Here is a 24165-nt window from a genome sequence, read left to right as displayed (position 1 = left end):
ACCGTCATCCACGTCATGGCCGACGCACAGCGCCTCGGCGTTACAAAACTCGGAATCGTCGGACAGGAACAGTTCGTAGACGGTAAAATATAAGGGGGTGGGTTTGATCATGAAATTGTGGTCAAGTATCTGATACGTCGTTTTTATTATTTCCATTTATGCAAAGCGGTTGATTGTCATGCAGCATACATTCCAGTCTGGGCGCGGGATGGTGACATCACCGCATCATCTGGCCAGCCAGAGTGGCCTTTCCATACTGAAGCAGGGCGGCACAGCTCTAGAGGCTATTGTGGCAATGGCCTCTACCTTATGTGCGGTATACCCTCATATGACTGGTATTGGAGGCGATGCTTTCTGGTTGGTTTCTTACCCAGATGGCCGGGTGGAAGTGATAGAAGCCTGCGGTGCTGGAGCCTTACAAAGTTCAGCAGATGCATATCGTCAAGCAGGACATACCACTGTGCCATGGCGTGGAGGGTGGGCCGCCAACACAATGGCTGGCACTGTTTCTGGCTGGCAGCTTGCTTTGCAGCAGAGTGCATCTATCAAAAACCCACTTCCATTGAATGTACTTTTGGAAGATGCCATTTGGTATGCTGAAAATGGCTATGTTGTTTCAGAAAGTGAAGCCGAGCTGCTGGCTTCCAAGCAAAGCGAACTTTTGCAAAATCAGGATTTTGCACAGTCTTATGCGCCTGATGGCAAATTGTTTCAGCATGGCATGGTACGTAAGAACCCGGCATTAGGGCAGACACTGCGCCAACTTGCCCAAGATGGATTACAAAGTTTTTATACAGGTGCCACCGCGCACACCCTGTTGCAGGATCTGCAACGCGCAGAAAGCCCCTTAAGGGCAGAAGATTTTGTATCTCATAAAGCTCTCTTTAAAAAACCACTTGCTGCAAAGCTGAAGGGGGCACACGTTTACAACGCACCGCCACCCACTCAGGGCGTGGCTTCTTTGGCAATCTTGCGGCTATTTGAAAAACTGGGTGTGCAGGAAGGCGAGGGCTTTGCGCATATACATGGCCTGATAGAGGCTACAAAACAGGCCTTTTTGTTCCGCAATGCGCATGTAGGTGATCCACGGTGGATGACAGAAGATGCACAGGCTTTTCTAGACAACGAAAAACTGTGCACAGAACTGGCGCATAAAATTGACATGCAACATGCTTCCCCTTGGCCTCAGCCCTCACAGGCCGGAGACACCACATGGATGGGAGCTATTGATTCCTCTGGCATTGCTGTCAGCATGATACAAAGCCTGTATTTTGAGTTCGGATCTGGTGTTTTTCTGCCGCAAACAGGAATTCTATGGCAAAATCGTGGTGCTTCCTTCCAACTGGGGGAAGGCGCATGGAATGCCTTTGCACCGGGCCGCAAGCCTTTTCATACCCTCAATCCAGCGCTAGCGCATTTTGATGATGGCCGGGTGATGGTTTACGGCACAATGGGGGGAGAAGGCCAACCCCAAACACAGGCAGCGGTTTTCACCAGATACGCACAGTTTGGCACACCTTTGCAGCAGGCTGTTACGGCCCCCCGATGGTTACTGGGCCGCACATGGGGAAGTGAAAGCCAATCCCTAAAGGTAGAAAGCAACATGGATGCTGGTGTTGTGGCCAAGCTGGAAAAAGCAGGCCATCCTGTAGAACGTGTTGCACCTTTTTCCAGCATCATGGGGCATGCCGGGGCTATCGTACGGCATGCTCATGGTGTTCTGGAAGGCGCGGCAGACCCACGGAGTGATGGATGTGTGGCGGCTTTTTAAGGCCGCTCATACACAGATTGCCCATTCACCCACGTTGCTTTTATGCTGCGATCATCCCCCAGAATAATCAATGGGAAAAGCATATCCTGCACCGTCTGGCAGTGGGCTGTTCTTTGCGCAAGCATAGGCGTGGCAGCCGGATCTAATATACAAAAATCCGCCTCCATACCGGGTGTAATGCGGCCGATTTTTGTATCCAGTTTAAGAGCTTCCGCAGCCCCCGCCGTTGCAAGCCAGAGGGCCTGAAGAGCTTGCAACCTTTCTCCCCCAGCCATGAGAGAAACTTTATAGGCTTCTCCCATCGTGCCAAGCATGGATAAGGTTGTGCCTGCACCAATATCTGTACCCAAGCCGACATGCACGGGCCGGTCTGACCGCATGGCATCAAACAGTTTAAATAAGCCGCTCCCTAAAAACAGGTTGGATGTCGGGCAATGAGCAAGCGTGCACCCTGCATGATGACATTGCTGAAAATCTGTTTCCTGCAAATAAATACCATGCCCAAAAATAGAGCGTGCTCCAACTAACCCTGCCTGTGCGTACACATCCAAATATGAAGTGGATTCTGGAAACAAGCTGGCAACAGCTTTTATTTCATCCAGATTTTCCGCCAAGTGCGTTTGCATAAACACATCTGGGTGGCGTGCCAGCAGACCACCCGCCATTTCCAATTGTTCTGGCGTGCTGGTAATGGCGAAACGAGGCGTGACCGCGTAAAGCTGACGGCCTTTATTGTGCCAGCTTTGAATTAAAGCGGTTGAATCATCATACCCACTTTTGGCCGTATCTCGTAGATTATCTGGGGCATTGCGATCCATCAGCACCTTGCCCGCAATCATGCGTGTCCCGCGTTTTTCTGATTGTTTGAAAAACGCATTCACTGATTGCGCATGCACTGTGCAGTATACCGCAGCAGTGGTAGTTCCATTCCGCAAAAGTTCGTCCAGAAACGCGCTGGCAACAGCTTCTGCATAGGCCGAATTATCAAACTGGGCTTCGGTTGGAAAAATATACTGTTCCAACCATGGTAAAAGTTGCTGCCCCCAGGAGGCAATAGCTGGCATTTGCGGGTAATGAACGTGCGTATCAATAAACCCGGCGGAAATAATGCTATCTGGGTAATGTGTAACTGCAATGGCCTTATCTAGCTTAGGCGCAAGGGCCGCATAAGGCCCACAATCCATTATACGGCCCGCTTCCATTATAATCAGGCCATCTTCTTCAACATGCAGGCTTTCTTCCGGAGGTACCAGAAAAGGATTGCCCGTGAACGTAATGTAGCAACCCCGAATAGCCGTTTTTGCTGAAGATACTGACATGATTTTATAGCTGTTCCAGAAAGAAATTTTCAATTTCGCTAATAATAAACCGCGCTGCCGTAGAAAGCTGGCGAGAGCGGTCTACACACAAAGCCAAGGATAATGGCGTAAGTTTTTTATGCACAATAGGGGTAAAAGCAAGTTGGTTCTTTTGCACTTCATCATAGGCATCCAGATAACTTAAAATCCCAATTCCCGTGCCCTCCAACACCAGAGATTTGATCATCTGAATATTATCTGCACGTGCAACAGCAGCTATTTCTATACCTGTTTCTGCTTCCAAAAGCCCAATGGGCCGCCAAAGCGCAAGAGGCGGCGAGGGCACAATAACCGGATATTCCGCAGCCACACTAAAACGTGCCTCGCTTAACGCCGCAACGGGGTGAGACGGCAGGGAAATAAATCCCAAAGGGATTTCCTTATGCGCCCGTACGGTTAATTCCCGCATGTGGCTTGGGTTAAACATAAGGGCAAAATCTGCGTGTCCCTTTACCAGAAGTTCTCCCATATTCTGGCTTTTGCGCACATGCACACTCACCAAAATACCCGGATGGCTTTCACGCAGCCGCCCCAATAGAACCGGTAAGAAACCTTTGGTAAGTGCATCTGGAATAAGAATATCCGCCGTGCCCTGCCGTAAGCCTTTAAGATTATCAAGCTGGATTTTAAGCGTATTTAAGTCTCGCGACCAATGGCGGCAGGATGTTAGCAGCAATTCCCCTGCCGTTGTTAGGCGCAGACCTGTTGGCAAGCGTTCGAACAATAACGTGCCCAGTAATTTTTCACCCTGAAGAATCTGCCTATCAATAGCGGAAGCGGCAATATGCAATTCGTCCGAAGCCTTACGGATTGAGCCATGCTGAGCAACAGCCATGAAGTAACGAAGAAAACGGGAAAAAACTGGCATTTGCTTTTGCTCTCATTTTGCGAACGCACCATGCTGAATTATGTCATATACAAGAACGATGCGAATGTGAAACATTATGCTTGATTTTATCGTCGTTGTCAGGGGCATGAATCAGATTGTTTTCGGGCAACGCATATTTCGGACTGATATGCAGGCATGGAACAGCTTAATAAACGTGTGCGTGATGATCTCGCAAAAATTCAGTATGCAACAGGCAATTGGTGCATTCCCCACAAGCATGATGGCGAAGATGTTCTGGATGTTGCTATTATTGGCGGCGGGCAGGGCGGTTTGGCCACCTGCTTTGGGCTAAAGCGGCGCGGTATTACCAACACCTGTATTTTTGATACCGCCCCCAAAGGAGGAGAAGGCCCGTGGATTACGTTTGCACGTATGCTAACCCTGCGTACGCCCAAATATGTAACCGGCCCAGATTTGGGCATTCCCAGCCTGACACCTCAATCCTGGTACGAAGCACGCTACGGAGCTGCTGCATGGCACACGCTGGATAAAATTTCCCGCCAAGATTGGCAAGCTTATCTGGATTGGGTGCGTGATGTTCTGGATTTGCCTGTAAAAAATGAACACGAACTATTAGATATTGATTGGCAGGATAACCTGCTGAAACTAACTTTTGCATGTGCTGGTGGCGTAAAAAAACAGGTTTGGGCGCGCAAAATTGTGCTGGCAACGGGTATTGAAGGCGGTGGCGCATGGCATGTGCCAGGCTTCATTACAAAAGCTCTGCCAAAAGCACGTTATGCCCATACGTGCGAACAGATTGACTTTGAAAAACTGCGCGGCAAACGCATTGGCGTTCTTGGTGCCGGGGCCTCGGCTTTTGATAACGCAGCAACGGCTTTGGAGCATGGTGCCAAGCAGGTTGATCTGTGCCTGCGTCGTAAAAAAATTCCATCTGTAAACCCATACCGCTGGATGGAAAATGCTGGATTTCTCAGCTATTTTTCAGAACTGGATGATCTGGTGCGCTGGCGCTTCATGCAGCGGATTTATGATCTCAACCAGCCGCCCCCGCAGGATACGTTCTGGCGCTGCCGGAGCCATAAAAACTTTGCCTTCCATACGGGCACTCCATGGCTTTCCGTGAAGGAGGAAGGGAAAGACGTGGTTGTGACCACGCCACATGGTGAAATGCGGTTTGACTTCCTGATTATTGGCACAGGATTTGTTATTGATCTGGCCCAGCGGCCAGAACTGGCTAAAGTGGCGCCGCATATTGCCCTTTGGCGAGATTGTTTTGCCCCACCGGAAGACGAACAAAGCACACTTCTGGGCAGCCACCCTTATCTGGGCGAACGCTTCCAGTTTTTGCCGCGCAATGCGTCCGATCCACTAGCTCCAATGCTTGCGGCCATTCATAACTTTACATTCTCTGCCACACCCAGCATGGGGCTTTCTGGCTCATCCATCAGCGCCATGCGGTTTGGGGTAGAAAAACTCACCTTCGGCATCGGGCGTGATCTGTTTGTGCAGGATGGTGAAAAACACCTGCAAAGCCTGCTGGATTACAATGTAGATGAATTGGTTAGTCTGGAACCTCCTCAGTGTGTGTGATGATGTGTTCAGGAAGGTAAGGAAATAATGCAGAATTACCCGCGCGACATGGTGGGATACGGCGCTTGCCCGCCGGATCCACGCTGGCCCAACGCTGCCCGTATAGCCGTGCAGTTTGTTGTGAATTACGAAGAAGGTGCCGAAAACTCTGTCCTACATGGAGATAAAGGGTCTGAGGCGTTCCTTTCGGAAATGATCGGCACAACATCTATCGTAGGCGAACGCTGCATGCAGATGGAAAGTCTGTATGAATACGGTAGCCGCGCGGGGTTCTGGCGCTTACATCGGTTGTTCGAACAGACGGACATCAAGCCCACCGTATTTGGTGTGGCAACAGCTATAGCACGCAACCCCATAGCCGTTGCAGCCATGCAGAAAAGCGGGTGGGAAATTGCCTCTCATGGCCTGCGCTGGATTGATTATCAGCATATACCTGAAGATGTTGAGCGTGAGCATATTCAACAAGCCATAAAGCTACATACGCAAGTTACGGGTGAACGTCCGCTTGGGTGGTATCAGGGCCGCACAAGCCCGAACACAGCCCGCCTTGTGGCTGAAGAAGGCGGCTTTGTTTACGATGCGGATTCATATGCAGATGACCTTCCGTATTATGACAGAACACACAGCAGGCCGCAGCTTATTGTGCCTTACACGCTGGACGTGAACGATATGAAGTTTGCGGCCCTGAACGGCTTTACAGAAGGCGAACAGTTTTTCCGCTACCTGCGAGACTGCTTTGATATGCTGTATCAAGAGGGCGGCCGCATGATGTCTGTTGGCCTGCACTGCCGTCTGGCAGGCAAGCCCGCACGTGCCTTGGCGGTTGCCAAGTTTATACAGCACATCCAGCAGCATGAAGGAGTGTGGGCACCAACCCGTCTGGAAATAGCCCGCCATTGGCAAAAGGTGCACCCGGCATGATACGCTTGCAGGATGTAAACACGCTCTCTCCCGCACAGTTTGTTGAAACATTTGGGGGCATTTACGAACACTCTCCGTGGGTGGCGGAAGCAGCTGTAACGCAACGCCCCTTTGCCTCCTTGCACCAGATGCAACAGGTCTTTTCCCAAGCCGTGCGACAGGCTCCGGAAAGCCAAAAACTGGCGTTGGTGCGTGCCCACCCAGAACTTGGCCACCGTATGGGCATAGATCCGGACTTAAGTGCTGAATCAACGCAGGAGCAGGGGAGCGCCGGGTTAGATCGGCTTTCTCCCACCGAATACAAGCAACTCCGTGAGCTGAATGACGCTTACCACAAAAAATTTGGCATGCCGTTTGTTATTTGTGTCCGCAAAGCCACCAAAGCCATTATTCTGGAAGCCTTGGAACAACGTCTGACAAGCTCCTTTACAGTAGAGCTTGCAGAAGCGCTAAAGCAGATTGATGCAATAGCAGCCTTAAGATTACAGGATAAGGTGCAGGCATGAGCTCTCTTTCCACACATGTGCTTAATACAGTTTCTGGCCACCCGGCCAGTGCTGTGCAAATCCGCCTTTTTGCCGGTGATACTCTTGTGTTTACAGGGGTAACAAATGCCGATGGCCGCTGTGCAGAACTCAGAAATCTTGAACTCAAACCCGGTCAGTATCGGCTGGAGTTTGAAATCGGCACCTATTTTCAGCAACAGGGCATGAATCTGCCAGAACCTCTTTTTCTGGATATCGTGCCAATTGTTTTTGGGTTGGGTGAAGCCATGCACGCCCATGTGCCGCTGCTTGCTGCACCTTATGGTTATTCTACTTACAGGGGAAGCTAACAGATGAAAGCTGCCAGAAACGTTCCGCAAGCGGTTCATCCTGTAGATGAATTCCTGCCTTTCTGGCAGTTGGGTGTTTATGGATTGCAGCACGTGCTCACATTTTATGCTGCATCTGTAATTGTACCTATTCTGCTTGCCAGTGCCCTTGGGCTTTCGCACGATGCCTTGGAACACCTTATTGAAGCCGATCTTTTCACCTGCGGCATTGCCTCGCTTATTCAGGCCGTGGGTATTGGACCTCTGGGTGTCAAACTTCCTCTGTTACAAGGGGTTACGTTTGTTTCCGTTACCCCCATGATCGCCATTGGCATGGCTGCCGGGGGTGGCATTGAAGGGCTGCATCAGATTTTTGGCGCTGTTATTGTTGCGGGTATTTTTTCCTATTTTATGGCGCCATTTTTCTCACGATTGATCCGTTTTTTTCCGCCTGTTGTCACTGGGTCTGTCATTCTGGTTATTGGGTTGGCTCTGCTGCCTGTGGCGGCCAATGATATTGTTAATGGCCAAGGCACGGGCACCATGCAAAACCCTGTCAGCCTGCGTAATGTGGCGTATGGCTTGGGCACGCTGCTGTGTATTCTGGCTGTTCAACGTTTCTTCAAGGGTTTTCTGGGCACCATTGCTGTGCTGGTTGGCCTGATTATGGGCACGCTGGTTGCGTGGATTTTGGGAGATGCACATTTTGGAGATGTGTCATCCGCACCACTCTTAACCATTGTGCGCCCGCTATATTTTGGCATGCCCAGTTTTCATATCGTACCCATTCTTTCCCTGATTATCGTAATGATGATTTCCATGCTGGAAACAACGGGAGATGTGTTTGCCACTGGTGCTATTGTGGACAAAAAAATCACTCCGCGTGATATCACTCGCGCCATTCGGGCAGATGGGGCCGCTACAATGCTGGGGGGTATTTTCAATTCCTTTCCCTACACCTGCTTTGCTGAAAACGTGGGCCTGGTGCGGCTTACGGGCGTAAAAAGCCGGTGGGTTGTGGCTGCCGCAGCCCTTATCATGATGATTATGGGCTGCTTGCCTAAACTGGCCGTGCTTATGGCCTGCGTGCCGCTGCCTGTTTTGGGGGGCGCAGCTTTGGCTATGTTTGCAGCAGTTGCCGTGGTGGGTATCCAAACCTTGGCGCAAGTGGATTTTGATAACCAAAACAACGGCATTATTGTTGGCACCAGCGTTGGCTTGGGCATGCTTGCTACAGCACAGCCCCACATTGCAGATCACTTTCCCGCATGGGCTCAGATCATCTTTGGTAGCGGCATCACGCTTGGGGCCATGTCCGCCATTATCCTGCATTTAATCTTCAACCACGGCACGCATGGCGCTGTTGTGGAAGAAAAAGAAGCCGCCCCACAACCAGCCACCACCCACCCAGAAATGTGGAAGAACGTTGTTGTGATATCAGAAGATAAGCTTGGGCCACGTCGTCCAAAATCCTGTTCCAGATAAATCCTGACCACTGCTTCTTCTACAGAGACCCAAAAATGCGACACCATATAAGGTTTTATCTGGGTCAGACCTTGCACGAAGTGTCTGATCTTTCTCCCACTCACACAGTATTGGACTGGCTGCGTGACCAGAAAGGCCAAACCGGCACCAAGGAAGGGTGTAATGAGGGCGATTGCGGTGCCTGCACGGTTATGGTTGTGCGCCTTGAAAACGGCCAGCTCACATGGCGCAGCGTAAATGCCTGTATCCAGTTTTTATGGATGTTGGATGGCGCACAGCTTTTTACAGTTGAGTATTTGCAAAACCCCGATGGCTCCCTGCACCCCGTGCAACAGGCTATGATGGACTTGCATGGGTCTCAATGCGGGTTTTGTACACCGGGCTTTGTGATGTCCATGGTGACTTATGTACAAAATGGCGGGGGAGATGATCCTAAAGCCATCAACACAGCCCTTGCGGGCAATTTATGCCGTTGCACCGGCTATGCACCTATTATACGTGCCATGCAGCAGGCATGCCACACCATGCAGCAACAGGGCAACCGTTTTGATAAGGAAAAACAAGACATCATTCTGCGCCTTTCTGCCTTACAGGATGGCAGCAGTGTAGATATTCAAAACACCCAAGGCCGCATCACTTTGCCAGCCAATTCCGATGCGCTTGCAGCCGTTTATCGGGAAAACCCTACAGCCACTCTGGTTGCTGGCGCCACAGATGTTGGCTTGTGGGTGACCAAGCATTTGCGAGACCTGCCACATGTTGTTTCCGTAAAATCCGCCAAGGATCTGCATAAACTAGAACAACGTGATGGTGGTTTGTGGATAGGTGCGTCCGTAACGTACACGCAGGCCCTTCCTGCCTTAGCAACCCATCTGCCCGATGCACTGGAAACCATAAAACGTATTGGTTCCACGCAGGTAAGAAACGCTGCCACTGTTTGCGGCAATATAGGCAATGCCTCACCCATTGGGGATGGGCCACCATTGTTTATAGCTGCCGGAGCCGTGCTGCATTTACGGCAAGGCAATACACGACGGCAGATTCCGCTTGAAAACTATTTTCTGGAATACGGAAAACAGGATCGCCGTCCAGCCGAATTCATAGAAGGCGTGTTTATACCAGATCAATCTGCTCAAACTGTTATGCGGGCCTATAAGGTTTCCAAACGGTTTGATCAGGACATTTCTGCAATTATGGCAGCCTTTGCGCTTTGTGTAGATACAGATGGCCACATTACAGAGGCTCGTCTGGCTTTTGGCGGAATGGCGGGCATTCCCTGCCGCGCCAAGAAAGCGGAAAAGGCTTTGGTCGGCCAGAAGTGGGATATTGTAGCGTTGGAAGCTGCCCGCACGGCCATATTGGATGATTTTACACCCTTAACGGATATGCGCAGCAGTGCGTGGTATCGCTCTACAGTATCCGCCAACCTGTTAACGCGCTTTTTTGAAGAAACAGCACCACAAGGAAGCAGTCAACCTATCTGCCTGGAAGGTTGGAGAGAAATTTCCCATGCTTAAAAACCATAAAAGCGAGCAGAAAATTGTTCCCGGTGGGGCAACGCAAAGCCTGAAGCATGAAAGTGGGCGGCTGCACGTTTCCGGCAAGGCAACGTATATTGATGATATTCCGACCCCCGCAAATGTTGTGCATGTGGTGCCCGGTTTAAGCACCAAGGCACATGCACGCATTGTTTCTATAGATCTGGAACACGTTAAAAATTTTCCGGGCGTTTTATACGTTCTGACGGCCCAAGATGTGTTGGGGGAAAACCAGATCAGCCCTGTAGGCGCGGGGGACGAACCTCTTTTGGCTAAAGATGAGGTTTTCTATTACGGGCAGCCCATTTTTGCCGTCGTGGCCGAAACGCGCCTGGCCGCCCGCAAAGCCGCGCGTCTGGCAAAAATTGTTTATGAGGATCTGCCTGCCGTTCTCTCCATTGAAGAAGCCCGCCAAAAAGGCGGTTCTATGGTGTGCCGTCCGTTAGAAATGGTGCGCGGCAATGCAGCAAATGCCTTGGAAAAAGCTCCTAAACGGCTTTCCGGGCGCATTACGGTTGGGGGGCAGGAGCAGTTTTATCTGGAAGGCCAAGCCGCACTGGCTACGCCGGGCGAAGAGGGAGAGATGCGCGTATGCTCCTCTACACAGCACCCCACAGAAACCCAGCACATGGTGGCACACGTTCTTAACCGTCCCAGCAATTTGGTAACCGTAGAAGTGCGCCGCATGGGCGGTGGCTTTGGGGGGAAGGAAACACAGGCAAACGCTCCAGCCTGTCTGGCCGCTCTGGCCGCAGAAATCACCCAACGTCCCGCTAAATGCCGTCTTGACCGTGATGATGATATGATCATGACAGGCAAGCGGCATGACTTTGTCATTGATTATGATGTCGGCTTTGATGCGCAAGGGCATATTCAGGGTGTTGATATGCTGCTGGCCGCACGGTGCGGATGGTCTGCTGATCTATCTGGCCCTGTCACGGACAGAGCATTGTTTCATGCAGATAATTCCTATTATTACCCGGATGTAAGGCTGCGGTCAGAACCATTTCGTACCAATACCCAATCCAACACGGCATTCCGAGGCTTTGGTGGGCCGCAAGGCATTGCCGCGGCTGAACGTGTTGTGGAGGAAATTGCTTTTGCCACAGGGCTAGACCCGCTGGATGTGCGTTTGCGCAACACATACGGCACGCAAGATAGGAACATCACACCGTATTTCATGACCGTGGAAGATTCCATTTCCCGCGAAATCATGGAACAATTGGCCGAGGAGTGTGATTACCGCAAACGCCGTAAGAAAATTCACGCCTTTAACCACACCAGCAAATACATTCGCCGGGGTATAGCGCTTACGCCTGTTAAATTTGGTATTTCCTTTACCGCCACGCATTTCAATCAGGCAGGCGCTCTGGTGCATGTCTATACCGATGGCTCCGTACAAGTGAACCACGGCGGTACAGAAATGGGGCAGGGATTGCATACCAAAATGGTGCAAATTGCCATGCGGGAATTTGGCCTACCCGAAAACCGCGTGCGCATTACCGCCACAACCACAGGCAAGGTGCCCAATACGTCTGCCACAGCGGCATCTAGCGGAGCGGATCTGAATGGCATGGCTGTTCTGGACGCTATCAGCAAGATCAAAGGTCGGCTTATCAGCTTTGCTGCCACACACTGGCAGGTGCCAGAAAGTGCTGTGCACTTTGGAAGCAACGGCGTACAAGTAGGGGAAAGCTGCATTCCGTTTGTGGATGTGGTGAAAGCCGCCTACATGGCCCGTGTTTCGCTCTCCTCATCCGGGTTTTACAAAACACCCAAAATTTCGTGGGACCCGAAAACAGGCCGTGGCCACCCATTTTACTATTTTGCCTATGGTGCCGCATGTGCGGAAGTTGCGGTTGACCTGCTAACTGGTGAAAACCGTATGGAACGCGTAGATATTCTGCACGATGCGGGGCAATCTCTAAACCCGGTTCTGGATATTGGCCAGATAGAAGGGGGCTTTATCCAAGGGGCCGGATGGCTGACAATGGAAGAGCTGGTATGGGATCAAACAGGTCGGCTGCGCACGCACGCTCCCAGCACCTATAAAATTCCAGCTTGTTCAGACAGACCCCCGATTTTTAATGTAAAGTTGCTAGAGAATTCCCCGAACCGGGAAGAAACCATCTTCCGTTCCAAAGCTGTGGGGGAACCCCCTTTTGTGCATGGGCTGGCTGTATTGCATGCCATATCAGACGCCATAGCGAGCATTGCGGATTACCGTATCAGCCCTCAGCTAGATGCGCCTGCCACGCCAGAACAGATTTTACGCGCAGTAGAACGGCTTAAAAAACAAAAGGAAATGTCTCACGAATAGGAGCTGATGATGCGAGAGGTTGCAAGGGTTCTCCAACACTGGCACCACCATCCAGAACAGCTCATTCTTGTGCGCGTTATAGAAGCCAAAGGTTCTACCCCGCGGGAGACAGGTGCTTTTATGCTGGTCGGCACCTCTTTTCTGGCCGGAACAGTAGGGGGCGGCGCGTTAGAACATGAATGCGTATTACAGGCGCGCCAAATGCTGTGCCAACATGAAAAGCTGCGTGAGCATGAATTTATTCTGGGTGGGCAAAATACCAACCAATGCTGCGGAGGTTGGGCCCGTGTGCGGTTAGAGCGTGTAACGCCAAACATTGTGCAGGAGCTGGAAAACAACATACAGCAAGAGCGGAAATTACGCCCAGTTTTACTTATGTTTGGGGCTGGCCATGTTGGCCGCGCCTTGGCTTATGCGTTGGCACCATTACCTTTGAAGTTAACATGGGTGGACCCCAGAGCGCAGGAGTTTGGCAATGTTCCCGCTGGTGTAGAAACATGCATAACAGACCAATGGGAGCCAATATTGCACGCCACACCGGCTAAATCCGGCGTGCTGGTGCTTACCCCCAGCCACACGTTGGATGCGCTGATTATAGAATCTGCTCTTTTGCGGAATGATCTGTCTTATGTAGGACTTATTGGCTCTGCCACCAAACGCAGACGGTTTGAACACAGCTTCCGCCAGCTTGGCATGGAAGAAGAGCGTTTACAGTCCCTCATCTGCCCCATAGGAGAGCGCGGTATCAGGGATAAACGGCCAGAAGTTATTGCAGCCCTTGTGGCGGCGGAAGTGGTGGAGCATGTGCTCCACCCATCCCAATAACGTTCAGGCCATTTCCTTTTCTGGCAGGGGCACGCACCCTGCCAAGCCGCTTTTCTTCAACGCCCGCGCAACACTAAACAGCGCGGCTTCCTGCCCCGGAGCCGCAACAAGCTGTAAACCAAGTGGCAAAGAGCCTGTATTTTTCAACGGCAAACACAACACGGGCAAGCCCGGCAAGCTTAAAGGCTGTGTAAACAAGCCTAGATTGGCCCGGGCAGACACGGGTTTGCCATCCACCATAATGGTTGGCTCATCCAGCAAAGGGGCTTCTCCCATAACCGTTGGCGCTATGAGAACATCTGTTTTCTGGAATATCTCGTGGATTTTCTGCCGGAACCAGTTTCTAAACCGCTGTGCCTGCAAATAAGTGGATGATGGCAACAAGGCTCCAGCAATCAAGCGGTCTCGCGTAGCGGGATCATACTCTTCTGCCTGTTTGCGCAGGCGGGGCAGATGCAGGTTTCCACCTTCCGCCGCTGTTATCAAAAAGGATGCTGCACGTGCGCTTGCTACTTCCGGCAACTCAACAGTGCTAGAATTTTTCAGGCTGGCGCAAACACGGTTCAGTGCAGCCACAAGGGTAGGGGATAGATTAGATGCAAACCATCCTCCCAATCTGGAAATCCGAAGTGTATCTACGGCCGGTTCTGGCGCTGGAATGCTGCCATCCATCACGTAAAATGTTGTAATCAGATCATCCAGAGAGGATGCAAAACTCCCCACCACATCCAAACTGGCAGAAAACGGATAGGCACCAGCACGGGGTAGGCGGCCAAAAGTGGGCTTTATCCCCCATACACCGCATAATGATGCCGGAATACGAATAGACCCGTTGGTATCAGACCCAAGGGTAAAAGGTAGAAAACCCGCAGCAACAGCCGCAGCAGACCCACCGGAGGATCCGCCAGCCATACGGGCCAGATCATGCGGGTTATGGGTGGTGCCATAATGTGCGTTTACGGTTGCAAATCCGTAAGCAAATTCATCCATGTTCAATGTTGCCACGGGAATAGCCCCCGCAGCTTTAAGCCGCTGTACAATGGCGGCATCTTTTTGCGCTGGCGGTGTATTGCGCAGCACAATAGAGCCTGCCGTAGTGACATGGCCTGCAATATCAAACAAATCTTTTACGCCAAACGGTACCCCCGCCAAAGGAGGTAAGGTTTGGCCCGCCTGCCGCATGGCATCTATTTTATGAGCCTGCTGCAAAGCCTTATCTGCAAAAATATGCGTCACACATCGGATATCGTTATCCTGTGTACGCAACGTATTTAATGTTTCCTGGATAGTGGAAACTGCACTTTTTTTACCAGAGCGAATAGCCTCCGCAATGGCAAGCGCGCTGGAAAAATGGGTCATGGAATGTACTCGTATGCTGGTTCACACGTATCGGGCAGGGTGTGCTGTTCAACCAGTTTGGCATAGTACGCCAAAAGGGCAGAATTGCTTATCACTCCCGGTAGGCATGAGGGAGAAAGATCAAGCCCTATGGCTGCAGCGCGTGCGCGAACAAGATTTTCCTGATTAGAGGAAGGGGCGGTCATGGGCCTATTTCCTTATAAAGCAGGGCTTTCGGTTTCTGGGCGAGCTGCCATGAGCGAGACATGTGCTGCCAGAATTTTCCATCCATTGTCTGTCCGGATCCATGTTTGCATTTGCCGACCGGTTCGGTCTGAGCCTTCACGCTGAAACTCCAGACTGACAACAGCGCTTTCAGTGCCAATAGCGGTAATGGTGCGCCGCAGGTTACGGCGTGGGGGGCTTCCTCCTTTTCTGGAGCGGCGAAAAGCTGCTATTTCTTCCGCTCCATACAGATTTTCTCCCACGCCGTAGCGCACCACTTCCGGGCCATTCCAGAACAGATCATCCAGAACTTTCACATCATTTTCGGCCAGAGCACGTTCGTAACGGTCTGAACATGCTTCAACCTGCCGGAGTGTTTCTGGATTATTCAGTTCCATTACGCGTCCCCCACTGGTTACGGCCAAGATGCCAGCGCGGCATCCACAGCAGCCCCGCGCGGTGGCTTAAACCCTTCGGCGGCTAAAGCCGCTTCCAATGCGCCCAATGTCAGCAGCACTTTGTGTTTAACGGCATTGTAACCCATGGTGCCAATACGCCAGATTTTGCCCGTTAGCGGGCCAAAAGCCGTGCCAATTTCAATACCAAAATCTTCACGCATACGCAGTCGGACTTTATCTCCATCCACGCTGGCCGGAATCCATACCCCCGTTACGTTGGCCATACGATAAGCATCATCACCAAAAATGGTGAGACCCATAGCACGTAGGCCTGCAATAAGCGCCGTGCTGGCCATTTTGTGGCGGGCAAAACGGTTTTCCAGCCCTTCTTCCAGCACAATACAGGCAGCCTCTCTGGCGCCATATAACATGGTGGTTGCTTCGGTATGGTGGTTCAGCCGCTTCTCAGACCAGTAATCCATCACCATAGCCAGATCGAAGTAATTGGATGGAATACGTGGCCGTTGCCCATCCGTAAGGCTTGCATTGCGGATACCCGCCTCTACATGTCGGCGGGCCATAATATGTTCAGCAGCCCGGTCCGAAATAGTAATGGGGGCAGAACCCGGCGGCCCACCCATACATTTCTGCAAACCGCCAGATACCACATCAATCCCCCACCGATCCGTGCAAACAGGCACGCCACCCAGCGTGGCCGTTACATCGGCATAGGAAAGAACATTGTATTTTTTGCACAATGCTCCAACACCATCCAAAGGCTGCGCCATTGTAGTGGAGGTATCACCATGAATACAGGCCAAAACCTGTGGCTGATGTTCCTGCAATGCTGCTTCTATCTGCGCCAGAGAGGCTACTTCACCCCATGGCAGATCCAGCGTGCAGATTTCTGCTCCAACCCGTCCGGCAATTTCAGAAAGCAGCAAGCCAAAGCGCCCGGCACGCACAATAAGAATTTTTGCACCCGGTTCCACCAAGGAAACAAGGGCTGCCTCAATCCCGGCGCGGGCCGTGCCATCTACCAGAAATGTCCATTGGTTCTGTGTCATGAATACCTGGCGGTACAGCGCCATGGTTTCATTCATGTATTCTGTCATTTCCGGGTCAAACTGCCCCAGCATATCGGCAGACATGGCACGCAAAACACGAGGGTGCGCATTAATAGGGCCGGGGCCCATCAGAAACCGTTGGGGCGGATCTATCTGCTTAAACATTGGTGGAATCATACGGGTTTGCTCCATGGTTAGATGGCTTTTTCTGATGGAATATTCTGGATGAAATCGCACATGACACGTAAAGCCGTTTCTACATCCTGATCCTGCACAGCTTCGGCTGGGTTGTGGCTTATGCCTTTTTCACAACGAATAAACAGCATACATACAGGGGCCAGTGCCGCCATAATCATGGCATCATGCCCAGCACCGCTTACAAGTGGATAAGCCGGTTGGCCCGTTACTGTCTGGATGGATGCGGCAAGAATGTTGCTAAGTTGCGGGTTACACTGCGTGGCGGAAAGATCATGCTGGAGGGCAAGTTGCATCTCCACGCCGCGTTTTTGGCTGATTTCCTGCAAAGCATGAGTGAGTGTTTCTGCGGCTTTGTTGCGCACATCTTCCGTGCCAGCCCGCACATCAATACTAAATTCCACCCAGCCGGGTACAATATTGGGGGCACCTGGCTTTACGCTCATCTGCCCTACGGTTGCCACCAGATCATTCGGGCCGGATTGCGCAATTTTTTCTATACAGCAAATCGCTTCCGCAGCTGCGGCCAAAGCATCTTGGCGCAAATGCATGGGCAATGTGCCTGCATGCCCGGCCATGCCTTTCATCGTCACCTTAAACCGATATTGCGCGGCAATAGATGTTACCAAGCCTACCGCATGGCCCGTACTTTCCAGAACAGGGCCTTGTTCTATATGCGCTTCAAAATACGCGAGAACCTGAGAAGGCTTATAAGCGGCTTCCAGATAGCATGCGGGATCTAGCCCTCTTTCCTGAAGCGCCTGCTGGATGCTGGTGCCTTGAGTATCCTGTACGTCTGGCAACGTGTCCAAAGAGCCCGCCACAGCGCGAGATGTCAGCATGGAAACCGGAAAGCGCGAGCCTTCTTCATCTCCAAACCCAATGATTTCTATGGCGAAGGGAAAGCGCTTTTGTTGTGCATGAAAGCGCGCAATGGCCTCTATGCCCAGAATAACGCCTAATGTGCCATCATACTTGCCTGCGTTTTTTACACTATCAAGATGAGAACCAATAAGCAGGGCAGGAGCGTTAGGGGTAAGGGCCTCATAGCGGCCAATCAGATTACCTGCGGCATCTATCCGGCAGTGCATACCGGCTTCTTCCATCCATGTGCGCACCTGCTTTACGCTCGCCATATAGGCAGGGGAAAGATAGGAGCGAAACAAGCCCTCTGATGTATCTGAAAAAGGAATGTGACCTAAAAAATCACACCGTTGTACTGTCCTTTTCCCGGACGCATCTGCAACACATGGAACATTGGGCAGGATTTGCATGCAGGCCTCTAGGGTTAGGAGGTCAATAAAAAACGTTACTTCTTGCGCCATATCAAGGGCGAAACAAATTATACGCAGGTTTTTTCTGTTCTCTCAAAAGCAAAAAAAGCAATGTTGCATTGCTAAATTCAGATCAGATAGCGCTCTTAAAACGGCAATAAGAAAATGCTTTTTTTGTTTTTGTGCGATCACTTATATACCTATATATATCGATATCGTATCGTTTTATCCGCCCGCTGCCCGGAGCCTTAATCTCATGTTGGAAGCTTACTCAAAGATCTCTGCCGATTTTCAAATTACGGCTTCTACACAGGTCAATTTGAATAAACTGACCTCCTGTTTCTGCATCATTGTTAAGCTTCCCTGCTGAGGAATTTTCTCATGTCCTTTCGGATTATTGCGCCGTCCCGCCCAGTTTTGTCCCGACTGACATACCGCCAACATCTTGCAACATTGTCCTGCCTTGTCAGTGCTGTTGGATTTTGCGCCAGCCTTTCTACGGCTCAGGCACAAACGGCTACGGCAGCCAAAAAATCATCCCAGCTTACACGTGCATCTTCAACGACTTCCGCGGCGCATGCACGCCCACGCTCCACAAAAGCAATTGAGGCACATGGGGCAGAAGAAATCTCGGTGGGTTCCACACGCCGCAAGCGCAATGGCGGTGGCGGCATGATGCGGCTTGAAACAGCCCCACATGCGGTGCAGACAGTCACCAAAGAATATATTGATATGCGCAGCCCCGTTTCCACAGCGCTGGATCTGGTTAAAAACCTGCCAAGCGTGAACGTTACCACCCCAGATACATCGGGCATGCAGGGCGGACAGGTGCAGACACGCGGCCTGACAGACCGTGATATGGCCATTATGGTAGATGGCATTTCTGCCGGGCAGGCAAAATATCTGGCAGAAATTATTGATTCAGAAAACGTGGATGAAGTTAGCATCACCCCCGGCAGTGCCGCGCGTGATCTGCCGGTTATGTCTGCCGCTGGTGGGGTAATGAACTCCAAATCCCATGTCGCGTCACATAAATTTGGCGGTATGACAGATTTTTCTTACGGCACCAACAATCTCTCGCGCGAATTTATTCGCCTTGATTCCGGTGATATCGGCAATAGCGGTATCCGAGGCTACTTTTCCTTCTCCAACACACATGCACGTAGCTGGATGGGTTCTGGCATTAACGAGCGTAAGCATATTGATTTTGGCGCACGCAAGGATTGGGAAAACGGTTCCAACGCCAACCTGTTTATCTCATGGAACTCGGCTGACTGGACCATTGATAACTACCCCACAGAAGATCAGTTCATGCTGTATAAGCACACGGGGCAGGGCTGGGATCGTTCATCCCATCCGGGGAATGCAAACTATTGGAAGAACAATGCTGACCACTGGAACCAGATTTTCCTGAGTGCACCGATCCACACCGTTATTACGGACAAGCTCTCGTTTGATCTGCACCCATACCTCACCTACGGGCAGGGCTGGAGCGCCAAACCCAATGGCGCGGAAGAGAATGCTGCGGGTGATATGCAGAACACAATCGGTTACTTTCAGGAGCATGGTGACCGGGTCGTGGGGGCTACGGCATCTCTCAGTTACGATATTGACAGGCACAACCACCTGACCTTCGGTTACTGGTATAACAACAGCCAGTCAGACCGTAGCTATCCTACCAGCTTTGCTATGCCTGCGGGCGGTGCCCCCAGCCCGAACTGGTCTCAGTATCGTATTGATAAAGGCGATCGGCAGGTTGCTGGGTATGAAATCCATTCACTGTTCATTCAGGATACAGCCAAGTATCTGCACGACAAACTGCTGATTAACGGCGGCTTTAAGTTTGTTATGTCCAACGCATGGAACAAGGATTACTACGGAAGCCAGGGGCGCAATAGCACGGCGCCATTGCCGCAGCTTTCCATCAGCTACAACATTAACGATCAGAACCAGATCTATGTGAATGCGGAAGGGGATTACCGCCAGCCGACAGAAAACGATATGGGCTGGCTATACACAAATGTGCCTATCCTGAAAAACCAGTATTCCATCAAAGAAGAACTGGGGTATCGCTACCACAACCGCTACATGATGATGGATCTGTCATTCTTCAACTACAACGTTACCAACCGTGTGGTTGACCAGTATTTGGGTATGAACAACTACCGCCCGTTCTCCATTGGCAGCCAGACCATGCGCGGGCTGGACTTCATGATTGCCGGGCGAGAAATCCACGGTTTCAGCCCCTATGCTTCTGTGGAGTATCTGCACGCCACGCAGGATAGCAACGTGTTCGATCCTTACCAGAACATCATGCTGCATTCCAAGGGCACGCAGGCCATTATGGCGCCACGGGTTATGGCTAACTTTGGTTTGACCTATAAGTATAAAGGCTTCTTTGCCAATGGTTCCGTGCATTACACCGGCCCGCAATCCGTGAGCGTTGCCGGAGACCAGAGAATACCGGGTTACGTGACCAACAGCCTGACGGTTGGGTATCACTTCAAACCATTTGGCTTTGTGAAGTCTCCCACATTCCGGTTGAACTTCACCAACCTTACGGGTTCTATTGTGCGCACAGGCGCCATGGGCGCTGTTTACAGTAAGCATGATTCCGGCACGGTTTATAGCGGTAGTTCCGCAGCATATACTGGTTACGGCAACACCTTTATGGTGGAACCACGTTTCTCCATGACAGGCACAATTTCTACCTCTTTCTAATGCCGTCCTGAACAAACTTAACGCCCCTCTCTTTACTACAAAGGGAGGGGCTAGGTGTTTTTACCATGTCACGTCGATACTTGCTGAAAAATGCCCTCTGCCTCGTCACAATGGATGATGCCAGGCAAGAATTGAAAAACGGATGGATCGCGATAGAAGGGCGGCAGATTGTCGCCCTTGGTGGTATGGAAGACCCGCATCCCCCAGCCGATGACGTGCTGGATATGTCTGGCCATGTGGTGATGCCCGGCATGGTGAACACGCACCACCACATGTATCAGTCCTTAACGCGGGTTATTCCGCAGGCTCAGGACGCATCGCTTTTCCAGTGGCTGCAAACACTTTACCCCATTTGGGCACGCTTAACGCCAGAAATGGTAAAAGCCTCCACCCGCACGGCTATGGCAGAACTGTTGATGTCTGGCTGCACCACAACCAGTGATCATCTCTACCTTTTCCCCAATGGATGCCGCCTTGATGATGAAATTGAGGCTGGGCTTGAAATGGGCATGCGCTTTCATGCCTGCCGTGGCAGCATGAGTGTTGGAGAAAGCGCAGGGGGGCTACCACCAGATAGTTTGGTAGAAAAAGAAGCCGATATTCTGCGTGATACGTTGCGCGTGATTGAAACGTACCATGACCCAGAGCCTCTGGCGATGCTAACTGTAGGAGGTGCGCCGTGCTCGCCTTTTTCTGTCAGCCCAGAGCTTATGCGTGATATGGCAGAACTGGCCCGCACCACAGGCACGCGGCTGCACACGCATCTGGCCGAAAATGAGCATGATGTCGCTTACAGCAAGGAACGCTTTGGCCAAACACCAGCAGAATATGCAGAAGATGTTGGCTGGGTTGGGGCCGATGTCTGGCATGCCCATTGCGTTAAACTAGACACCGCAGGCATGGCCCGCTTTGGCCAAACGGGTACGGGAATAGCCCATTGCCCCTGTTCTAACATGCGTTTGGCATCTGGCATTGCCCCTGTTTGGAGCATGCAGCAGCATGGTGTTCCGGTAGGGCTAGGGGTTGATGGATCTGCCTCTAATGATGGTGCGAGCATTCTGGCAGAAGCCCGGCAGGCTATGCTGGTTTCTCGCCTATTATCTGCGCAGGATGAACAGGCCATCATGCTTAAAGCGCGTGATGTGTTGGCTTTAGCCACGCGCGGAGGGGCCAAAGTTCTGGGCCGCACAGATATTGGCCAATTAGCGGTAGGAAAAGCAGCCGATATTATTGCATTTGATATGCGCAAGCTGGAATACACTGGCGCATTAAGTGACCCTGTAGCTGCTTTGGTATTTTGCACACCATCTTCCGTTGCCTTCAGCATGGTTAATGGCAAGGTGCTGATACAGGGCGGACATTTCACAAAGCTGGATGTGCATGCCGTCATAGAACAGCATAACCGGCTGGCAAAAAAACTGTATGAGGGAAGTTAAACTTCCCCCATATTTATCCTTTACTTGTGTTTTTGCACAAAGTTGGCATGTAAGCGTTGGTAAATGTAGTCTTCCGCTGTGATAGGGGGATATTTACCTTCTGGCCCTTCAATCACAGCCTCCCGGTTTGCCTGGCAGAAAAATGGAACAGACAAGCGTGGGCCAAGATATTCACCCGGTTGCGGCATACGCACACGGTGGAGGGTGGACTTAAGCTTATCATCGCTCCAACGCATCAACATATCGCCAATATTGCAGGTAACGGCACCTGCTACGGGTGTAACTTCTGTCCACGCATTGGATGAAATTTCGTTACCTGGGCAAAGCTGCAAGCCGCCTTCACCTTCGCGCAGATGCAAAAGCGTGAGACAGTCGAAATCTGAATGGGCACCGGCACGCCATTGCTTGAAATCTTCCGGTTTGGCGTTTTCCATGCTCATGTAATGGATAAGACGTAAGGTACACTGATACCCCGGAGAAGATCTTTTACAGCACTCTGCAAAAAAATCTGTTTTAAACCCAAGCTTTTCTGCAAAACAGGAAAGTATTTTCATGGCAAGTTGCCAGTTATCTTCCTCAAATTGCAGAAGTTTTTCCTGAAATCCGGGAAGAACTTGTTCATTAGGCCACAGATTATCCATTTCCGGCAAAGTAATCTGGTAAGATTCCTTATTATCTGGCGTACCCGTGGAAGGCCTTACCTGAGAGCAATATTCCCAGCCAGCATTCACGGTTGGTTTCTTTTTGAAAACCTCTTTTTCTGACATGGGAAGAGCAAAAAATCTTTTTGCTTCTGCAAAGGCATTATCAATATCTTCCAACGAAATACCGTGATTGATAACCTGAAAAAAACCATCTTTTGTAGCGGCATTCCACAGATCATCTGCAATCTGGCTACGCCTGTTCTCGTAATCTGAAAAATCAATCACCGGGATGGATCGGGCAGAGGTTGTACCCATACTGCCAATAGTAGCCTCGCGCTTAAGCTCCTCCATAGAATAATTTGGAGTGGTTTTGGTGTTTAGGGTCATGGCGTTTCTCACACACAAATTGCAAACTGGCCTGTAGGGCGTAGCAGTTGGCACTAACCAGCATGTGGGAAAGCATAGTATCTAGCGGCCAAAGCTTCCCCCATGCTGAATAAGACCAACATGGTGGAGCAATGCCCAGAATATTTCTATTCCGACCGCTTCTACTCACTTTCTGTAGTATAGATGAATATATTTCGAATAGTCAACAAAATTGCGCTGTTAACAAAGTCAATTTTCAATGCTGAACGCGATTATATAACACCAGTTTTTTGATGCTACTGGTAGCCATATAGAGCGCAAGACCAGTAAGGGTGATCATGAACAGCGCAGCAAACATACGCGGAATATCCATCTGAAAACCAGCCTGCAAAATTTCGTAGGCCAAACCGGCACTGTTTCCCCCTGTGCCAGCCACAAACTCTGCCACTACAGCGCCAACAAGGGCCAAACCGCTGGAAATTTGCAAGCCCGCCATAAACATGGGCAAAGCGCTGGGTACTTGCAGGCGCAAAAGCGTTTTAAGGCGCGAGGCTTTATGCATACGGAAAAACGCCGCCAGCCCCGGATCAACACTTTTAAGCCCCTGCAAAGTATTGGAAATAATAGGAAAAATGGCAATCAACGTGGCGCAGATAACAAGAGCCAGAAACGTTGTTTTCACTAAAATGATAATCAACGGGGCAAGGGCTACTACAGGCGTTACCTGCATAAGCACCACATAGGGCATCAGGCTGCGTTCGATTAGCGGATGTTGCACCAGTACAAAGGCAACCAAAACACCTAAAACCACAGAAACCAAAAGCGCCACCAATGTTACCGTAAGCGTGCTGTACAACGCATGGCACAAGGTGCCAATATTGCTGGCCAGAGAGTGTGCGATATCAGATGGCGCAGGCATAAGGTAAGGCGGAATATGCCAAAAATAACAGACACCCTGCCACAACAGCAGAAACAGAATGCCAACAGCAAGCGGCGCAAAAATGGATATCAGGCGGGCGGGCATAG

The 24165-nt window shown here is 51.0% G+C and carries 20 protein-coding genes and 1 pseudogene; 12 read left to right on the top strand and 9 right to left on the bottom strand.

Annotated features, from left to right (window positions below):
• Both FKW19_RS02305 and FKW19_RS02300 read left to right on the top strand, forming a co-directional pair.
• Window positions 1–93, top strand: a pseudogene (locus FKW19_RS02305) (biopolymer transporter ExbD); the annotation flags it as partial.
• An 85-nt stretch (window positions 94–178) separates the two neighbouring features.
• Window positions 179–1771 carry a gamma-glutamyltransferase family protein gene (locus FKW19_RS02300; protein WP_089178994.1) on the top strand — a complete coding sequence of 531 codons (1593 nt, stop codon included), beginning with the start codon at window positions 179–181 and terminating at the stop codon, window positions 1769–1771.
• Here FKW19_RS02300 and guaD read toward each other — a convergent pair.
• Both guaD and FKW19_RS02290 read right to left on the bottom strand, forming a co-directional pair.
• Window positions 1768–3090 carry a guanine deaminase gene (gene guaD, locus FKW19_RS02295; protein ID WP_089178993.1) on the bottom strand — a complete coding sequence of 441 codons (1323 nt, stop codon included), beginning with the start codon at window positions 3088–3090 and terminating at the stop codon, window positions 1768–1770. The genes FKW19_RS02300 and guaD overlap by 4 nt on opposite strands.
• A gap of 4 nt (window positions 3091–3094) precedes the next feature.
• A complete protein-coding gene (locus tag FKW19_RS02290) occupies window positions 3095–3997 on the bottom strand; it encodes a LysR family transcriptional regulator (RefSeq protein WP_006115357.1) in 903 nt (300 codons plus the stop codon).
• A 156-nt stretch (window positions 3998–4153) separates the two neighbouring features.
• On the opposite strand from FKW19_RS02290, the gene FKW19_RS02285 reads away from it, so the two are divergent.
• From FKW19_RS02285 to xdhC, 8 genes are read left to right on the top strand one after another with little or no spacing between them, the layout of a single operon-like run.
• Window positions 4154–5572, top strand: a complete 1419-nt coding sequence (locus tag FKW19_RS02285) for an NAD(P)-binding domain-containing protein (protein ID WP_089178992.1) — start codon at window positions 4154–4156, stop codon at window positions 5570–5572.
• 27 nt (window positions 5573–5599) lie between these two features.
• On the top strand, window positions 5600–6493 hold the full coding sequence (gene puuE / locus FKW19_RS02280; RefSeq protein WP_089178991.1) for an allantoinase PuuE: 894 nt from the start codon (window positions 5600–5602) through the stop codon (window positions 6491–6493).
• A complete protein-coding gene (uraD, locus tag FKW19_RS02275) occupies window positions 6490–6999 on the top strand; it encodes a 2-oxo-4-hydroxy-4-carboxy-5-ureidoimidazoline decarboxylase (RefSeq protein WP_089178990.1) in 510 nt (169 codons plus the stop codon). The genes puuE and uraD overlap by 4 nt, the downstream gene beginning before the upstream one ends.
• Complete coding sequence (uraH, locus tag FKW19_RS02270; protein WP_006115353.1) at window positions 6996–7328, top strand: hydroxyisourate hydrolase; 333 nt, start codon at window positions 6996–6998, stop codon at window positions 7326–7328. Before uraD ends, uraH begins: the two co-directional genes overlap by 4 nt.
• A 3-nt stretch (window positions 7329–7331) precedes the next feature.
• On the top strand, window positions 7332–8792 hold the full coding sequence (locus tag FKW19_RS02265) for a nucleobase:cation symporter-2 family protein (protein WP_006115352.1): 1461 nt from the start codon (window positions 7332–7334) through the stop codon (window positions 8790–8792).
• 35 nt (window positions 8793–8827) lie between these two features.
• Window positions 8828–10309 (top strand): xanthine dehydrogenase small subunit, encoded by a 1482-nt coding sequence (xdhA, locus tag FKW19_RS02260; RefSeq protein WP_089178989.1) that lies wholly within the window; start codon window positions 8828–8830, stop codon window positions 10307–10309.
• Complete coding sequence (xdhB, locus tag FKW19_RS02255; protein ID WP_089178988.1) at window positions 10302–12650, top strand: xanthine dehydrogenase molybdopterin binding subunit; 2349 nt, start codon at window positions 10302–10304, stop codon at window positions 12648–12650. Before xdhA ends, xdhB begins: the two co-directional genes overlap by 8 nt.
• A gap of 9 nt (window positions 12651–12659) precedes the next feature.
• On the top strand, window positions 12660–13475 hold the full coding sequence (gene xdhC, locus FKW19_RS02250) for a xanthine dehydrogenase accessory protein XdhC (protein WP_089179916.1): 816 nt from the start codon (window positions 12660–12662) through the stop codon (window positions 13473–13475).
• Between the two features lie 3 nt (window positions 13476–13478).
• On the opposite strand, the gene FKW19_RS02245 is transcribed toward xdhC, so the two are convergent.
• The 5 genes from FKW19_RS02245 to FKW19_RS02225 are packed head-to-tail and all read right to left on the bottom strand — an operon-like array spanning window position 13479 to window position 18023.
• A complete protein-coding gene (locus FKW19_RS02245) occupies window positions 13479–14834 on the bottom strand; it encodes an AtzE family amidohydrolase (protein WP_089178987.1) in 1356 nt (451 codons plus the stop codon).
• Entirely contained in the window at window positions 14831–15019 is a 189-nt protein-coding gene (locus FKW19_RS02240) for a DUF4089 domain-containing protein (RefSeq protein WP_089178986.1), read from the bottom strand. Before FKW19_RS02240 ends, FKW19_RS02245 begins: the two co-directional genes overlap by 4 nt.
• Before the next feature lie 12 nt (window positions 15020–15031).
• Complete coding sequence (gene hpxZ, locus FKW19_RS02235) at window positions 15032–15436, bottom strand: oxalurate catabolism protein HpxZ (protein WP_035351335.1); 405 nt, start codon at window positions 15434–15436, stop codon at window positions 15032–15034.
• 17 nt (window positions 15437–15453) lie between these two features.
• Window positions 15454–16695: an alanine--glyoxylate aminotransferase family protein gene (locus FKW19_RS02230; RefSeq protein ID WP_089178985.1), complete on the bottom strand. Its 1242-nt coding sequence runs from the start codon at window positions 16693–16695 to the stop codon at window positions 15454–15456.
• 2 nt (window positions 16696–16697) lie between these two features.
• Window positions 16698–18023 carry an allantoate amidohydrolase gene (locus FKW19_RS02225; RefSeq protein ID WP_089178984.1) on the bottom strand — a complete coding sequence of 442 codons (1326 nt, stop codon included), beginning with the start codon at window positions 18021–18023 and terminating at the stop codon, window positions 16698–16700.
• Window positions 18024–18353: 330 nt separating this feature from the next.
• Between FKW19_RS02225 and FKW19_RS02220 the strand changes: the two genes are divergently transcribed.
• Window positions 18354–20693: a TonB-dependent receptor gene (locus FKW19_RS02220; RefSeq protein WP_089178983.1), complete on the top strand. Its 2340-nt coding sequence runs from the start codon at window positions 18354–18356 to the stop codon at window positions 20691–20693.
• Between the two features lie 65 nt (window positions 20694–20758).
• Window positions 20759–22129, top strand: a complete 1371-nt coding sequence (locus FKW19_RS02215) for an 8-oxoguanine deaminase (protein WP_089178982.1) — start codon at window positions 20759–20761, stop codon at window positions 22127–22129.
• Window positions 22130–22149: 20 nt separating this feature from the next.
• Here FKW19_RS02215 and FKW19_RS02210 read toward each other — a convergent pair whose 3' ends face one another.
• Both FKW19_RS02210 and FKW19_RS02205 read right to left on the bottom strand, forming a co-directional pair.
• The gene (locus FKW19_RS02210; RefSeq protein ID WP_162870714.1) at window positions 22150–23160 is read right to left on the bottom strand and encodes an isopenicillin N synthase family oxygenase; all 1011 of its coding nucleotides are present in this window, start codon (window positions 23158–23160) and stop codon (window positions 22150–22152) included.
• A gap of 235 nt (window positions 23161–23395) precedes the next feature.
• Complete coding sequence (locus FKW19_RS02205) at window positions 23396–24163, bottom strand: ABC transporter permease (protein WP_089178981.1); 768 nt, start codon at window positions 24161–24163, stop codon at window positions 23396–23398.
• Between the last annotated feature and the right edge of the window lie 2 nt (window positions 24164–24165).

Origin of the sequence: Acetobacter sp. DmW_125128, assembly GCF_008704325.1 — a bacterium.
Lineage (GTDB): Bacteria > Pseudomonadota > Alphaproteobacteria > Acetobacterales > Acetobacteraceae > Acetobacter > Acetobacter oryzifermentans.
The sequence above is the reverse complement of the archived record's forward strand: the minus strand, read 5'-3'. Positions and strand labels throughout refer to the sequence as shown.